The organism is Oceanicaulis sp., from assembly GCA_040112665.1.
Classification (GTDB): domain Bacteria; phylum Pseudomonadota; class Alphaproteobacteria; order Caulobacterales; family Maricaulaceae; genus Oceanicaulis.
This window is the reverse complement of sequence record CP157796.1, coordinates 1,222,044-1,237,917: the sequence shown is the minus strand read 5'-3', so window position 1 is coordinate 1,237,917 and position 15,874 is coordinate 1,222,044. Positions and strand designations below refer to the sequence as shown.

Annotated in this window: 11 protein-coding genes; 2 read left to right on the top strand and 9 right to left on the bottom strand. The window is 59.5% G+C overall.

Annotated elements, in window-relative coordinates; translation table 11 throughout:
* Positions 1 to 87: 87 nt before the first annotated feature.
* The 4 genes from ABL308_05815 to ABL308_05800 form a co-directional block, all read right to left on the bottom strand.
* Positions 88 to 291, bottom strand: a complete 204-nt coding sequence (locus ABL308_05815; GenBank protein ID XBQ17395.1) for a hypothetical protein — start codon at positions 289 to 291, stop codon at positions 88 to 90.
* Positions 292 to 385: 94 nt separating this feature from the next.
* A complete protein-coding gene (locus ABL308_05810) occupies positions 386 to 805 on the bottom strand; it encodes a DUF5681 domain-containing protein (GenBank protein XBQ17394.1) in 420 nt (139 codons plus the stop codon).
* A complete protein-coding gene (locus tag ABL308_05805; protein ID XBQ17393.1) occupies positions 806 to 2,155 on the bottom strand; it encodes a DNA methyltransferase in 1,350 nt (449 codons plus the stop codon).
* Positions 2,156 to 2,490: 335 nt separating this feature from the next.
* Entirely contained in the window at positions 2,491 to 3,441 is a 951-nt protein-coding gene (locus ABL308_05800; GenBank protein XBQ17392.1) for a hypothetical protein, read from the bottom strand.
* Positions 3,442 to 3,503: 62 nt separating this feature from the next.
* Between ABL308_05800 and ABL308_05795 the strand changes: the two genes are divergently transcribed.
* Positions 3,504 to 3,731, top strand: a complete 228-nt coding sequence (locus ABL308_05795) for a helix-turn-helix transcriptional regulator (protein ID XBQ17391.1) — start codon at positions 3,504 to 3,506, stop codon at positions 3,729 to 3,731.
* 911 nt (positions 3,732 to 4,642) lie between these two features.
* On the opposite strand, the gene ABL308_05790 is transcribed toward ABL308_05795, so the two are convergent.
* On the bottom strand, positions 4,643 to 7,714 hold the full coding sequence (locus ABL308_05790; protein XBQ17390.1) for an SMC family ATPase: 3,072 nt from the start codon (positions 7,712 to 7,714) through the stop codon (positions 4,643 to 4,645).
* Complete coding sequence (locus tag ABL308_05785; GenBank protein XBQ17389.1) at positions 7,711 to 8,853, bottom strand: exonuclease SbcCD subunit D C-terminal domain-containing protein; 1,143 nt, start codon at positions 8,851 to 8,853, stop codon at positions 7,711 to 7,713. Before ABL308_05785 ends, ABL308_05790 begins: the two co-directional genes overlap by 4 nt.
* A gap of 73 nt (positions 8,854 to 8,926) precedes the next feature.
* On the opposite strand from ABL308_05785, the gene ABL308_05780 reads away from it, so the two are divergent.
* Positions 8,927 to 9,721 (top strand): WYL domain-containing protein, encoded by a 795-nt coding sequence (locus tag ABL308_05780; GenBank protein ID XBQ17388.1) that lies wholly within the window; start codon positions 8,927 to 8,929, stop codon positions 9,719 to 9,721.
* 169 nt (positions 9,722 to 9,890) lie between these two features.
* On the opposite strand, the gene ABL308_05775 is transcribed toward ABL308_05780, so the two are convergent.
* From ABL308_05775 to ABL308_05765, 3 genes are read right to left on the bottom strand one after another with little or no spacing between them, the layout of a single operon-like run.
* Positions 9,891 to 12,074: a DEAD/DEAH box helicase gene (locus ABL308_05775; protein ID XBQ17387.1), complete on the bottom strand. Its 2,184-nt coding sequence runs from the start codon at positions 12,072 to 12,074 to the stop codon at positions 9,891 to 9,893.
* A 10-nt stretch (positions 12,075 to 12,084) separates the two neighbouring features.
* The gene (locus ABL308_05770; GenBank protein ID XBQ17386.1) at positions 12,085 to 13,395 is read right to left on the bottom strand and encodes an ATP-binding protein; all 1,311 of its coding nucleotides are present in this window, start codon (positions 13,393 to 13,395) and stop codon (positions 12,085 to 12,087) included.
* Positions 13,388 to 15,688 carry a TerB N-terminal domain-containing protein gene (locus tag ABL308_05765; GenBank protein XBQ17385.1) on the bottom strand — a complete coding sequence of 767 codons (2,301 nt, stop codon included), beginning with the start codon at positions 15,686 to 15,688 and terminating at the stop codon, positions 13,388 to 13,390. Before ABL308_05765 ends, ABL308_05770 begins: the two co-directional genes overlap by 8 nt.
* Positions 15,689 to 15,874 lie beyond the last annotated feature (186 nt).

The following is a 15,874-nucleotide window of genomic DNA, read 5'->3' as shown; positions in this document are numbered from 1 at the left end:
AAAGTGCGCCGGCTTGCACCGAGACGAGCCCGGGAGCCCGGGCTTGGCAGCCATGCATGCTCGGCTCGGGGCCGAAGTCCAGTCGGTTCAGTGGGGTTTTTCCAGAATGCTGACGATCGCTGCGGCGATACGCCCGGCCGCCTCGGTGCGGTGCTGCAAATCCTGCGCGGCTGCGGCCAGGGCTTCGGTGTCGGCGGACGGATTTTGGCCGGCTATGGCGACCTCATGGGCGTCTTCAAGCGCGGCGGCGACGTCGGCGAAGAGGGCGGCGATATCATGCATGGCCGCCATGCAAGGCTCGAATGGGGTTAGAAGTCCACGGTGATCGCGCAAGAAAAAAGCCGGGGCGAGACCGCCCCGGCTGGAAACAGGGTTGGGCAGGGCGTCAGGTCTCTTTCCCGATCACCTCGGGCACCACCTGATCGTCCGGCAAGGCCGCCCAGTCTTCAACCGAGCCGCTGAACATCGGCACGGCGAGGATCCCGCCTTTGGGCGCCTCGTCGGCATCCTTCTGTGCAGGCCGCATCACCCCGGCGGCCTGGCACATTTGGATGAACAAGCGCATTGCGGCTTTGTCGCCTTTCATGGCGAGGGTGTAGACCTGAGACTGGAAGGCCTCGAACCGGGAGACATCGGTGATCTCGCCGTTTTTGGTCACTGCAATGTGCTCGGTGATGAACGCGGCCATCAGATCGGATGCCGCCGGGCCCTTCTTCTTCGGCCGTCCGGCCGGGTTGCCGCTCTGGCCCTTCTTGAACCGGTGTTCTTTCGGCGGCTTCTTATAGCCCACATCATAGTCAGCCATTCACGCCTCCTCCATCGCTTCAGCCTCGCGGCGCGCCGCGACCTCGTGATAGCTCTCACCGGTTTCTTCCAGCACCGGGATCGAGCCGTAGCGCCCGATCCAGCGCCTTATCATCACGTCCACATAGCCCGGCTCGTACTCCATGAGGCAGGCACACCGGTGCACCCGCCGGGCGGCGAGCAGGGTGGAGCCCGATCCGCCGAACAGGTCGAGCACGACATCATCTGGGTTGGTCACATCCAGCATGGCCTCGGCCAGCATGCCGACCGGCTTGACCGTGGGGTGATCGGCGAGATCCGCATCACGGTTTTTCGAAAACGCGTTCGCCCCGGCGAACGCCCAGACATTGGTGCGGTTACGCCCGAACCGGCCAAGCTGGACGTGGTTCAGGTGAGAGGCCTTGCCGGATTTGAAGATGAAGCAGAGCTCATGGGAGGATCGATAGAGCGAGCCCATGCCGCCATTGGTTTTCGTCCAGACACACATGTTCTCGAAGCGATCGAACACCGCGCGCCCGGCCGCCATCACCTCCTCGATATGGCGCCAGTCCATAAATACGTAGGCCAGCCCGCCATCGACCAGGTGCGCCGCCCCGTTCGACAGCGTGTCCTTTAGAAACTGGGTGAACTGGCCGGCGTCCATTTCTCCAGACGCATAGGCGAACTCGCCGTGTTCGGCTTTGCCCAGCCCGCTCACATGGCCTTTGACCGGCACGTTGTAGGGCGGGTCGGTCAGGAGCATGCGCACCGCCTGGCCGTCGATGAGGCGCGCCACATCGGCCTGCTCCAGCGCATCGCCGCAGAGCACGCGGTGGCGTTCATCATCGAACAGCCAGAGATCGCCCTGGCGGGTCACCGCCGGCGCTTCTTCGGGCACGACATCATCGGTGTCCGGCCCGGTCGGACGGCCTTCGGGTTCGAGCAGGATCATGTCCACCTGGGCGATGTCGAACCCGGTGTCGGTGATGTCGATCTCGTCCTTCAGCTCAATGAGATCGCCGAGTTCCAGGCGCAGCAGCTCCACATCCCAGCCCGCCTCTTCGGCCAGCCGGTTGTCGGCGATGATGTAGGCGCGCTTCTCCGCCGCGCTCATGTGGCTGAGGCGGATGACCGGGACTTCATGGTAGCGAAGGTGCAAGGCCGCCACGAGCCGGCCATGGCCGGCGATTACGCCGTTCTGGTCATCGATGAGGATCGGATTGACGAAACCGTATCGGCTGATCGAGCGCTCGATCTTGTAGATCTGGCGGTTGGAATGGATGCGGGTGTGGCGTTCATACTGGATGAGGGTGTGAGGGTCGACATACTCGACCTTCAGCGACAAGGACTCATGGGCCGTCGAATGCGTCATGGGACGCTCCTTTTGGGAAAGGGCGGTGCGCGCGCCGGGTCACCGGCCGCAAACGCGCCCGTTACAACGATGTTTGTGAGAAGCCTTGCCCGCCCCATGGCGGAAGAAGGGTCGTGCGGCGATACGTGCGCGCCATGGCGCAGGCGTGAGCCAGCGGCGTTGGGCGGCCTGCAACCCATGTCCGGCCGATCCCGTGCCCATCCCTCACATCAGAGCATAACGCAAAGATGAGGTTCGGAGCCTCAGACAGGATGGAGATAGCAGGGAATATAGAAGTATTCAATATAGAATGGCTGAACCATAAAAGTCACAAATCAGCGCCGGCGCCGTATTGATCAGCGGGCCTTCTGCATAAGCCAGTCTAACAACCCGGCTTTCAGGACCGAATTGGCATTTGTGTCAGGGCCCATCAAAAGCACTGCAGAATTTTCGCATGTCAGCTCCGGCCCGGAATGCCAGGCATAGATCATCCGGTCTTCATCGCGGCGCTCGAACTCAGCCACGTAGGAATCGAGCTCGGCCTGAGAGCTGCGCGACTTCACCTGCACGAAGGCGCGCTCGCCCGTAAGCGGCTGCTCGAGCTCGATATCAACGGTCTTCTGTGGACCGCCGAGCGCGCCGACGCGGCGCCAGCCAAGCCGGGCTATGATGAGATCGATCAGCACCTCAAAGTCCTGAGGACTGAGTTGCTGGATCAGGTTGCTCACCGAGGCGAGCAGTGTGTCGCGCGCGCTCGCCGCTGCGACCCCGTCGGGATGGGGCTCGGCGTTGATGGCGCGCAGCACCCGGTCGGCGGCCTTCACCGCACAGATCGTCCGCCGGTAGGCGGCCAGCTGGGTGATGCGTCCATCGAGCGAAGCTAGATGAAGCGGCGCGCCGTCGGCGTCGGTTGAGCGCCAGCCGTAAATGACGCGGCGATATCGCGCGCCGAGCCCATCTTCCGGCGCGCTAGGATGGACACCGCGCTCGCAGAAGGCCCACCAGAGCCGGCCGGCATGGAAGGTGATCCAGAGATCGCTCGAGCTCGCCTGGTAAAAGGCGCTGATCTCGCCGGCGTCGGTCTTCGCATTGCGTTCATGGCCCCCGCGAAACCTGAGGCAGGCGTCGAGGAGGGCGGCCTCGTCGCCGCTCGCCGCAACCTCATGCGGCACCTCCCTGAAATCGAGCACGAGCTTGCCTTCCGCGATCGCGCGCTCCGCCCAGGCGCCGCCGGGGCCGAGTTTGATATAGCGTACAACGGTCGCCGTGATCGGGAATGCATCCGATGGGTCTCGCATGTCGGCCACACAGCGCAGTCGCCGCCGGACAGTCAACTCGAAATGAGACTCATCGTCTGTAGTCTTATCAGATGCAGCGCCGTCCTCTCCTGGGGATGGATATCCGCTTACGCCTCGCCCGAAACATCAAAGCCGCCCGCACCGAAAAGGGCTGGAGCCAGGAAGAGCTCGCCGAACAGGCCGAACTGCACCGCACCTACATATCCGGCGTCGAACGCGGCGTGCGTAACCCGACTGTCACTGTGGTGGAGAAGATCGCCGTGGCGCTTGGGGTGGAGGCGGGGGAACTGTTGCGTTAGCAGAAGAGCACCCATAGCGCAGCGGGATAGAGCTGCGGTCTCCGAAGGCAGAGGTGAGAGGTGTGACTCTCCCAGAAGCCCTATCGGTTTTGTTGGGCGCCATTGAACGTTGGACAAACTCCAAGAAATCTGGCTCGATGCACGGGACTAGGTAACCGTGGTGTCTCATAGTGCGCGAGGCTTACGCAGGGCTCCGGTCAGGCGTGATCACGATTCCGCTTTCAAGGAACTATCAGCGTAATTGGAAATCGCGGCTTGGCGCTTAATGCGCCGACTGCCAGAGAAGCGAGTCGGTTCTCTTGGGCTGGCCTGAAGGCATGGCTTGAGTGAGAGGCGTTATGAGTGGCGTCAACCGGCTCCAAAAAGTTGCATCATTACCATTTTTTATCGTAAAGATTGCACACATACCTATTTATATAGGAGTTCAGATTTTCACCATGATCCGCTAGCTTCTTCATTTGGGAGATGTGCAAAGAGCCAGCGCTGGCGGAAGTGTACCTGTAGTGCCGGTATGCGCCGCTTTTAAATTCAACCGTTATCCAGTCGGCACCATACTCATAACTCAGTATCCCGGAGTCTTTGTCGACGTCCTTATAGGTTGGCATGAACGCTATCATCCCTAAATAAATCTGGTGTACGGGCATCTCTGCCACCCCTGATCGCTTCACCAACATGCATGCAGGGGTGCTTAATTCTCCTCAGGCCCCGCTCACTTTCAAAGTGCGCCCATCCGCCGTTTGGCATGTGGACACTAATGATCGCTGCTCCGCACTGTGGGCAAGGGTGCCGGTAGCTGCGACTCTCATCAGTAGGATTATGGTTCCGTAGCACCCAACATTCACGAACGTTTACAACTGTTCCGTTCTTCAAATGTCGGGTGTGGGCGCTTCTTCTAGAAAGTCGCGCTGACATCACATCGCACCTCTTTCTTCAACAGTGCTCCCGGTGAGCGCTTTGCGAACATAGAAGCCATTCGGAATCGCTTCCTGGACCAACGGGACATGCGAAATCAGGCCTACGGCGCGCGATTGTTTGACGAGGCTATTCAGGACGTTCAGCACCTGATCGAGAGTGCCTGAGCCGTTCTCGGTGTCTAGACTTCCGAATCCCTCATCGATGAAGATTGTATCGAGGCGGACTTTGCCGCTTGCGGATTCGACAACATCAGCGAGACCCAGCGCGAGGGCGAGCGCCGCGATGAACGTCTCGCCGCCGGATAGGGTGTCGGTTCCTCGCGACTTGCCCGTATGGACATCGAAGACCTGGACGCCCAGGCCACGGCTGCCGCGTCCGCCTTCGGTGTCGCGTTCGAGTTGGTATCGGGAGGAGGTCATCGGGCCGAGCCGAAGATTGGCGGCTTCGAGGACGCGATCGAACATGGCCCCGATCGCGTAAGTTTCGAGCTTGAGGTTCAGCGGATTATCGCCGTTCGCCAGCGCCGCGATTTTGCGGAGGGGACCGGACTCGGCTTCGGCCTCGTCCAATTTGCGCATGGTGTCTTCGAGACTTTGCCTCAGCTTTTCCAGCTGCTCGACGCGGTTGCTTGCAGCGATCCGGTCTTCCGTTGCTTTGGTCAGGGCGGCAACGGCGGCTTCATGTGCCTCCTTCATCACGGGAAGTTCCGGGCGTGTCAGATCGCCAATCGCCGAGGCCGCAGCGTTTGCGGCACCCTGCGCCTCGTTCAATTCAGTCTCGTACGTCCTGACGGATTCGTTGTCTGAATCGATCGTCGAGATGGCGGGTTTGAGAGACTGGTATACTTCCTCCGTGAGCTCTTGCTCAGATAGACGCGTGCGGAACGTCGCTTCAGATCTTTCGAGGCGGACTTTGCAGGCTGCAACCGACTCTTCAGCGCCCTTGCGCGTGGCATCGGTAGAGAGGGCAGCCTCGCGGGCCGCCTTTAGCACAGCTTCGGCCTTGTCTTTCGCTTCGACCAACTCGGTGAGTATGCGTGACGTCTCGTCCATTGCCGACGTCACTGCACTTTGTGTGCGGAGCGCGTCGGGGACTTCCTCGAGTTTTCCTTCACGGACCGCTCTGGCCTCTGTCGCGTCGTTGCGGCGTGTGTCCGCCTCACCGCGGAGGCGTTCGGTCTCGGCTTCTTGGGTTTCAATCTGTTTATCGAGCGCCTCGATTGCGGACTCGGCCTCCGCAAGATCGACGGCCGGACCTAGCGCTGCGAGGTCAGCCTCAGTCTGTCTCACTTTATCGAGAATTACCGCGAGTGTGTCTGTCGGCGGCTCAAGCGCCGAGAGGGTTTCCTCACGGGCTTCCAACGTGGCTTTCTGCCCGGCAAGTCTTTCGCCGACCTCGCGGGCCGCGCGCTCAGCCTTTTCGAGCCGGCCGCGAGCGTCGCGGAAAGCCTGATCGCGTCCTGCGTTCTCGATATCGCCCGTCGCGGGGTTCGGATGATCGGTCGATCCGCACACAGGACAGGGCGTACCGTTTTCCAGCTTGGTGGCGAGATGCAGAGCTTGCGCGGCGGCCAGGGCCTGCTCCGCCGCTGCATAGGCGGTGCGCGCCTCAGCTTCGCGCTCTAGCGCCTCAACGGATGCTACGCTTTCTTTTTTGAATACCGCTCTCGCCGACCGGACGTTAGCTTCTGCTCTCGCATAATCCTCGGCAGCTTTCTTCTGGGTTAGAAGATGCGTTTGCGCTTTGATAAGCTCACCGCGTGTGCTCTCAGCGCTCCGGGCGGACTTGAGCGAGTTGGTGCGCCGTGTGCGGGTATTGCGCAATTGGTCAAGCCGATCATTGCTCTTCTCCAATGCCGCCTCGGCGATCCGCTGCGCTTCGAGCGCTGCCTCCACCGCTTCGGCGCTGGCTGAAGCCGCCTCAAGAACCTCCACAAATCGCTCAAGATCATCCTTGCGTTTGCGCGCGGCTTCCATCTCAGGCGCTCTGGCCTCTTCTCTTGCCAGGGCCTCGGTGGCGTCTTTGACGTTTTGTTGGGCTTCTTTCGCCGCTTCCTTGGCGGCAGCGAGTTTTTTGTCGGCCTCCTGAACGTCTTGCCGCGCGGCGCTTTGCTGGGCTTCTATATCCACAATCAGCCGGGCGCGCTCCGCTTGCTTTACCCGAGTTGAGATGGCGGCGAACTCCGCCTTGCGACCCATCAGGACGGTGAGCTTCGCCTGCGCCTGTTCCGATGCCACGAATTTGGCCTCAACCGCTTCAGCAGACCGAAACGCGGTCTCGGCTGTTTGCGCTTGTCTCTTTGCGTCGGCCTCAACGGTTGATCGGTCCAGAACCGCGGCTTGAGCTGCGTTTATACCTTCGAGCAGGGCGTCCGTGCTCTCAAACCCTTCGGCCCTAAGCCGCCCGGCGCAGACCGCCCGCTCGTCGCGCACCTGCCGCTCGGCCTCAACGGCCTTGTCCTTCAGGTCAGCCATCAGGGCCTGATAGAGCGAGACGTCGAACAGGTCCCGCAGGATCGTCACACGTTCATTGGTTTTGGCGGACAGAAACTTTTCAAACCGGCCTTGCGGAAGCAAAACGATTTGTCGGAACTGTTCTGCGCCGTAACCGAGCAGCTCCGAAACCGCAGCATCGACATCGCGGACCTTCCTTTCCGCAATGATCTTGCCGCGCTTCTCACCGGTGATCTCATCAAGGGATAGCCCTGTGGCCTCGAACAGATAGGCTTCATGAGCGGTCCTGGTTTCTCCTTCGCCTCGCTGTTTCGGGCGCATTTGGTCCGGTTGGCGAACCACCACGAAGCGCCGCTCGCCCACGTCGAAGACGAATTCGACTTCCGTAAGGAGGTCGGCCGCCGCATGGTCCGAGCGAAGGGAAGTACGCTCCTGTTCCGACTTCGACGCCTCGCCGAACAGCGCGAAGGTAATTCCACTGAAGATTGTGGATTTGCCCGAGCCAGTCTGGCCGTAGATGCCAAACAGGCCCGCTTCAACGGCGTTGCGAAAATCGATGATCTCCCTGTTCGCATAGGGACCGAAGGCCTGGAGTGTGAGTCGGACGGGTCTCATTCCGCATCCTCCCTCTGCCGCAAGCGCGTGAGGGAAGCCGCAACAACGTCCTGTTCGGTGTCGGTAATGTCCCTCAGGCCGACTTCGCCGAGGAAGTTTCGGACCACGTCCACTGGCTCGGCTGCAGTGACAGTTGACTCCTCCGCAGGTTTCGTCTCAAGCGGGCGATGATTGCGAACATAGACCAGCTCGCAGGCGTTCGGAAAAACGTCTCTCAGGCGCTTCATACCGTCAATGACAGGGGCATCATCAGTCAGCTCCGCTTTGATGAAATCGCTCGACGGATCGGAGAGCATGAGTTCTGCATGTTTGCCGCGGAGAACCCGGGCACGCCTGACCGGCTTGAACCGGAGGACCTCGACCGAAACCTGACCGACCGCATCCATCTCGATCAGGCTCATCGACTTTTCCGAGTCGGCTTCGTCGAAGCCGAAGGCGAGAGGCGAGCCGGAATAACGAATATGTTCCGCGCCCACCGACTGGGGACGATGGAGATGCCCGAGAGCGACATAGTGCGCCCCGTCAAAAGCGGAGGCCCTGACGGTTTCGATACCGCCAACCCGCGTCAGAGATCGCTCGCTTTCGCTGACCGAGCCACCCGTGACGAAGGCGTGCGCGACGATGACCCACCGCGCACCTTCCGGAACCTCGGTGCGGGCGGCTGCGACCTGCGCTACCAATACATCCTCGGGCGTATCAATGGCCTCGCTCTCGAAGCAATCGCGCGCCGCATACTCGTATGCGAAAGGCAGCGCCGAGATCGCAACCGTGCCATGCAGGTCTGAGAGCAGAAGCGGTGCCTCCTCAGCACTGATCGCACCGCGGATGAGCCAGCGCGAGCGATCCGCCGCGATGGCTGACAAATCGATACGGTCCCCTGAATCGTGATTGCCCGCGATCATGGCGACGGCGGCGTCCGTCTTGGTTTTGATTCGCTGGAGAAATCCGTTGAACTGCCGCACCGCACTTTGAGGCGGCGACGCCCGGTCGAAGACATCGCCGGCGATAATTAGCGCATCGACGCTATTCGCGCTCACCGCCTCGACGATCTGGTCGAGAACCGCTGCGTGATCCTCCTCAAGGGATATCCCGTTGAACTGACGACCGAGATGCAGGTCGGAGGTGTGCAGCAGCTTCATGGCTTGCTCCGTACAGATTTTATACGTATATTTTTTAACCGTACTAATTAATGGGAGTCAAGGGGGAAACCGGATGGCGATTGACAACCTGAAGCATGCTCAGCGACAGCGCCTACTGTTTCTCGATAGGTGCTTCACCTGGCGAGGCGTTGCCAGGCGACGCGATCTAGTCGATCGGTTCGGAATCTCGAATGCGCAAGCCGCCAATGACTTTCGGGCATACTTGTCGTTGATCGCTCATAATGCACCGCAATATGACGCGCACTTGAAGGCTTATGTGGCCTCGCCGGAACATGTGCCGATAGCATCTCCCTCTATGCTGGACGTTTTTGGCGTGCTGGACACGAGCCCTGCTGATGCGATGCCGGCATCGCTGCCTCGCGCGAAGAAGTGGCTGGATCCCTGCGTCGCGACCGCTCTCTACAACGCCATCTCGAACCAACGACGAATCAGGATCGCCTATACGTCGATGAGTTCGGGGGAAACCGCGCCGCAATGGGTCGCCCCGACGCGCTTCATATTCGATGGCGAGGCCATTCACTTTCGGGCATACAGCTTCAAACGCCGTGAATACCGGAACTTCCATCCCGCGCGCGTCGAACCGGAGAGTGAGTATCAAACCGATGAAACAGATACTCAATTACCATTTGACGTTGAATGGCACACAATTAGCGTTATCTGGCTTCGCCCAAGCGCGCACCTGAGTCCTGCGCAAGCTGCGGTCGTTCGAAGAGAATATGGTTTCAGAGATGAATTACTTGAAATAAAAGTGAGAAAAGCAATGGAGTTCTATATCGATAGACGTTGGGGTTTAGATCTTCCTGGATCGCGGCTTGAAAAGGTAAGAACCGAAGCGACAGAAATTTGAGTTCAATTCAACATGATTAATCATTTAACCCGCGATCGGATTATAAATTATCTTGGCGTGGCTCCGTGTTTTTGGGCGTGAAGTGAGCTGCGCCCCGCGCCGCCCACAAGTTCTATTGCGCCCCGCCGGTGCGCTCACCCTAAATCCCTACCTGACAAGAAATGGGTTCTCAGCCTCGGTTCGCCCGCTCAAGAACCGACCTGGCGATCCCTGGAAGTGCGACCATATCCAGCTTCGAGGCAAGTGCGTCCATTTCCAGCAAGGGACGCGTTAGGTATGGGTGGAATTTCTCAAAGATCAGGTTCGTTTCATTGCTGAAGAGCTGGATTTTTTCGCCGGCCTCGACTCTCCCAAGGTCAGCTATGAGCTCGACAAGCCCGCCATCCGACGCGATCGTAAGGAAGCCATCGTAGACCTCGACCTCGTAGCCTATGGCACGAAGCGCGAGTGCAAAGGTGTTCGATCTTACGGTTCCAGAGCGGGTCGCAATCGCTGCCGTGCGTTCGCTGAACATCACGATCGAAGTGTTGGCAAACCCTAACAGCTTATACTCTCGTCTCGCTTCTGCGAGCATATCCCGCGCGCCCACATCCAGGTAGGTGGGAAGCTTGTCGCCCGTCAGGAGCTCGAACATGCGTTGGATGACCCGGTCGTGAATGTCACCCGGATCGCCACCGAATTTGGGCGGCACTCCTCCTTTGCCTGGGGAGACGACGATGACCTTGTCGCGGTCGTCGACATCTTCAACGGTCCAGCGGCGCCCGGAGAAAATGACCAGCATTTTCGGAGCGAGCACGTTCAATATGGGTAGTGTTCCCAGCTCGTTGCCCGCGCATATAAGCCGGTACTCCTCCGGCGTCTGAAAGACGGCGTAGAAGGAATAGTGCTCGACCAGCCGTTCGCCGCCTCGTCCCAGGTGAAGCAGCCCTGAGCGGTCTTGTTCAATCAGTTGATGGTCCTGATTTCCCAGGGACCGAACAACGTCGAGGAAGATGGATTGCGAGACCTGCTTAAATGGGCCGGCCTCGCAGAGCGTCAGGAACAGGCGTTCAGCAGAGGCGCCACCTCGTTGCGCGATCACAGACAGGATCTGATGAACCAAAGTCGAGAGGTGAAGGGCCTCGCGCCGCGGTGGCTCACACCACCCCTCAAGCAACAGCTCGATCATCGCGATGGAGCGAACCAAACCAAGGCGAAGTCGATCGACGTAGGCACTCTTTGGCGTTAGGCCTTCTTCTACGCAGTATTGGCGCAGAACAGCTGCCTGACCTTCGCGGCGGCCTGATCGACCCAACCGCTGCCTAAGAGCCGCCACGCTAAAGGGTGCGCCGATCTGAGCGACGCATGTGACGTCGCCAATGTCGATTCCGAGCTCCAGGGTGGAGGTGCACACCGCAGTCGTCGGCTGGCCCGGGTTCTTCAGACGTTGCTCAACAAAGGTTCGGTGGTCGCGGGAGAGGCTGGCATGGTGTGGGTAGAACTCTTGAGGCAGGCGCTCAGATTCAGAAATCTCTCGAAGCTTGTCTGCGTAGAGTTCGACCGAATGCCGCGAGCCGGCGAACACGAGATTGTCGCTGCCGCGAAGATTAGCGAAGAGGTGGGCGGCGATTTCCTGCGCGGTGGCCTCCGGCCCGCCAGTTTGGTCGCCTTGAACATAGCCTCGAACTTGCAATTTAAGTTCGGACTCGCCTCCCTCCGCATTGACCAGCTTCACCCCGTCGGGCGCATCAGGCCTCAGGTATGCGCACGCGAGCTTCATGTCGCCGAGAGTTGCGGAGAGGCCAACTCTTCGAATGCGTCTACCTAGGGCAAGCTCCATTCGAGCGAGTAGGGACCGAAGCTGAACTCCACGCTCGCTGTCGAGCACGGTGTGGAGTTCATCGATCACAATCGCTCGTGCCGCGCCGAAAAGTCCCGGAATTTCCAGCCCGCGACGGACGAACATTGCTTCGAGCGACTCAGGTGTGATGAGTAGGATGCCACGCGGGTTCTTCCGAGCGCGCGCTTTGACCTGAGCTGAGACGTCGCCGTGCCAAGGGACGATTGGCAACTCGATCTCGCGGCAGATGTCCTTCAAACGTTCCGCCTGATCAGTGATCAGCGCCTTCAATGGACCGACATAGACGAGGTCGAACCCTGATTTTGCCGGTGGCGCCTCGAGAATTTGCGAGATCAGCGGCAGGAACGCCGCTTCCGTCTTCCCTCCGGCCGTGCTGGCGGCGATGATGAGATCAGCAGGTGAGTCCGCAATCAGATGGATTGCTTCCGCCTGTATCGGACGGAGCTCGCGCCAGCCTTTGCTTCGAATCCATTTCTGGACCGGCCGGGCAAGCTTTTGGAATGCGGCGCTCACCCTATCGATCTCAAAGCCGGAAGCTGGTCAGTGTATCGCCACTGGCGTCTCTTGGCGTCTCGCTCTGCCCATCCAAATCCGAGATGTCGTCAGCTTGATCAGGGGCAACCTCCACCGCTTCAATCAACTCGTGCCAGGCGGTGTTTTCGTTCTGTTGAAGCACGGAAATCAGGTTCACAAATGCGGTGACCGTATTGCGAGGCGTACGGAAATAAGCCTCACCAATGCGATCGGAGCAGTGAGACATGAAGGCCTCAAGCGCCTCGTCTGGTAGCGCGCTTGCCTCATCCTGCATTACCGCACGTATGTTGCTCAGAAGGACAAATAAGTCCTCTGGCGTGAGACTGGCCAGCCGTATCACCGGACCGGAGAGATCGACCAAACCATCACGGGCGAAGGTATTCTCCGCCAGCCGCGTCTGGAGCGCCTCGTAGCTGTAAAGGCCGCGCCGCGTGTTCATGAGGAACTCTGGCGTGCCTCCCATCACGAAGCCGATGTGCTCTGCGCTCCCCTGAAGCACATCGTTCAGGATTCGCAGAATTTGCTCGTAGTTCGCATTCCGTGCCTGGGAGGAGGGAAGCTTGAAGAGGTTTACCATCTCATCCAGACCGACCAACAGGCCGGCATATCCTGCCTCACGAACGAAGGCCGACAGCAGCTTTAGATGATCATAGACGTTGGCGTCGTCGATAATGGTCCTGACGCCCAGTGCCTGCCGAGCATCGGTTCGCGTAGCATATTCGCCGCGAAGCCACCTGAGCGCCGCCGAGGTCAGATCCGCATCTCCGGTCTCATGGCCTTCCCAGTATCGGCGGACTACTTCGGAGAATTCGAAGCCGCCCGTGAGTTCCTCAAAATGGCCGAGACGCTCCCTGATAATCGTCCCGGTCGGCACGCCTTGTTCTTCTGCGGCTCGTTGCGCTTGCGAGACGAAGCGCTCAACCACGCTAGCGAGCGCGCCACCGTCGGGCTTAGTGCGAGTTGAAAGGTTCCGGGCCATCTCCGCATAAAGGCCTCGCGCTTGTCCCCCCGTCGCGTAAATTCTGCGATCAGGCGCGAGATCAGCGAACATCGCCACCATGCCCTTCTCAAGCGCAATCAGGCGCACGAGGTTCATAAAGAAGGTCTTGCCGGACCCGTACTCGCCGATGATGAAGCGAATGGCTGAACCGCCATCAGCGACACGGTCGATATCCTTGACCAGTTCTCCAATCTCCCGGGCTCGACCAACCTGGATGTGGCGCAACCCGAGCTTTGGCACCACGCCGGCTCGTAAGGCCTGCACAATCGCGTCGCGCTCTCGCGGCTTGAGTTTAGACATGCTGGTTTTCCTTCTCGAACTCGTCCGCAAGCGCATCCGCAACATCTGGAGAGACGTCATAGCCATCGTATTCGTCTAAAAGGGCTTCATCGAAAGCCCCGAAAGACCATTCATTGATCGTCTCAAGCGCACCTGCGGCCAGCATACCGTGCTTTTTCGTCAGGCTGACGAAATCATCTTCGCTCCAGTGAGGGCGTTGCAGAATATCTCGAACGAGCGCCGTGTGTTTGTCGTCCAAGCCGGAGAGCTTGGCCGTCAAAGCGCTATTCTCATCACTTGGCTCATCATCGGCCTCTGTGAAAATCTCTGCAAGGACAGCGGAAACCCGGTCGGTGTCCGCACGAATGCGTTCGATCCGGCTCCCATCAAGGGGCGCCTTGGGTCTTCCTTCTTCAGGGATCGCTTCGCCACGGCTTCCTGGCTGGGCAGAGCGGACGGTTACAGGCGCATCGTTCACAGCTCCCGCATGAAGGTCCGAGTAGACGAGGTCCGGATCAAGCCCAAGGGCCCGATAGACCTTTTCGATTTCGGTCACTTCCTCCGGCTGCACGACGCCATCTGCGTGAGAGGCTGAGATAAGCGCTGCTCGAAGAGCGGCCTGCTGGCTTGCTCCAACCTCCTTGAGGCGCCGGCGCAATAGAGGCATGTCGGGCGGTACAGAAAGAAACCAGGCGAGATTGGCGCGCAGCCGCCGCCGCTCATGCTCGGAAACACCATCGACCGCTTCAATGTGTGCACCGAGCGATTTTCGCTCCGCTTCCAGGAAGTTCCCGTCGGCGTGAGCGACAAACGACCCCAGTGCAATCTCTATCAGGCTCGCACGGAATCGAGTGGACACGTCCTCCAGCTGCTCCACCGGCCCACCTAATTCAAAGAGGACGACTGGTTCGTTTTCGCGGGGTGACCTAAGGCCAAATCGTGGATCCGGAGCTAGTCCAAAGCTTAGCCTCGCAAGCGCGTCTGCGGCGCCGGTCAGCTGTCGCTTGCCGATCTTGGATGGGCGCTCTCCCTCCAGTCGCTCCAGAACGTCGCCGATCGGGACGAGGCCTCCGCCGCTGACGACCGCCTCGGCCCAAGATTTGAGCGCATCGAAGTCCTTTGACGGAAATTGGTCGCGGAGTGCGAACGGCAGAAGGGCATGTGCTTCTACCGTGCCGCGTCCGTCTGGATGACGTCCTAAGTACCTACTGAATTTTTCAAGGTCGGACATTGCTTCATCGGCAATTTCCTGTGCAATCTCAACGGGCTTACGCAAGCCGGCGATATCTGGCACTGGCTTCCCTTCAACTGTCGGGGTTACGGAAGCACTGAATTCTCGGGATGCAGCCTCGTAAGCGGTATCGAGCGTCCGGCGAGGCCTGTTCACTTTGAGTCCGTTCGGGAACCGCGTTTCAAAATGCTTCTTGAACAACACTATGAATTCATTTTGGCAGCGCCGCGCCGGTGTGCGTAAAGCCTTCTCTGGGTGGCAAAGAAACCAGCTGAGGACCCACTCGGAACTAAGGCTTTCGCCCCGCTCGAGCCGAGCACCAACGGCAAGCTTCACGGAGAATGGAAGGTCCCAGCCTGGATTCTCGTAAATCGGCTCTATTTCATCGAATGGTGTGGTGGCAGCCTCGGCGATCGATATGAACTCACTTAGGTAGCGCCGGGCGGAATGGTTCTCAGAGTAGAGGTCTGCAAGTCGACGAACCTCGGCCAAGATGGAGCGCTTTTCGTCCGCTGCCGGTTCATCCAAAAAAAATCTGCGTTCCAGTCCATAGAAATACAAGAACATGTAACCAGCATTGTAGCTGGCATCGGATGCCCCATTCGCAAGCCAATCCAGGTATGTGGCGCGGCAGATAGGCGGGATATCGGAATAACCGGGCCAATAGGGTAATTGGGTGCCGGTACGGTCGTCACCTAGCTTCGAAACCGGTAGAGATGGGTCGATGAAGGCCCGGCATTTCTCGTCGTAACCATAGCGCCTCTGTCTTGGCGGGGTGCCGACATAAACTAATCCATTTAAGATCCGATCCTGCACAGTCCGAGACTGTCCTGGTGCGACCCACGCCTGGCTCGCCCTTAGTCTGCTGGCTCCGTCGCCGAGATCGAGCTCGCTCGAAGCGCTGCCGCGATATGTCCGGGTTTCACGTATCGCCCCGGCTTCCGTATACCGATCTCTTGTAAGCGCCCTGTAGGCGTCAGCCGCGGCCTTGGTCTCAGCTGCCTTGCGTTCTTTTTTCGCATTCGCGATTCCCAATCCGATAAAGACTGCGGCGACCGCCAGTAGAATTAGGAAAACCTCCACCCAGACCCCCGTAGGCCATCAAAATTTGCCGCTTAGGCAAATCCCCCAAGGGCGACTGAAATGCCCCGAACAAAACAACGTTTGTGTGTGGAGAATTAAATCGGCGCCAAGCGGATGACGCAAGAGGTGCGAGCCGTCGGGCATTGTGCGTGTGCTGCGTACGTCACCAGTCTGATGAAATACCGT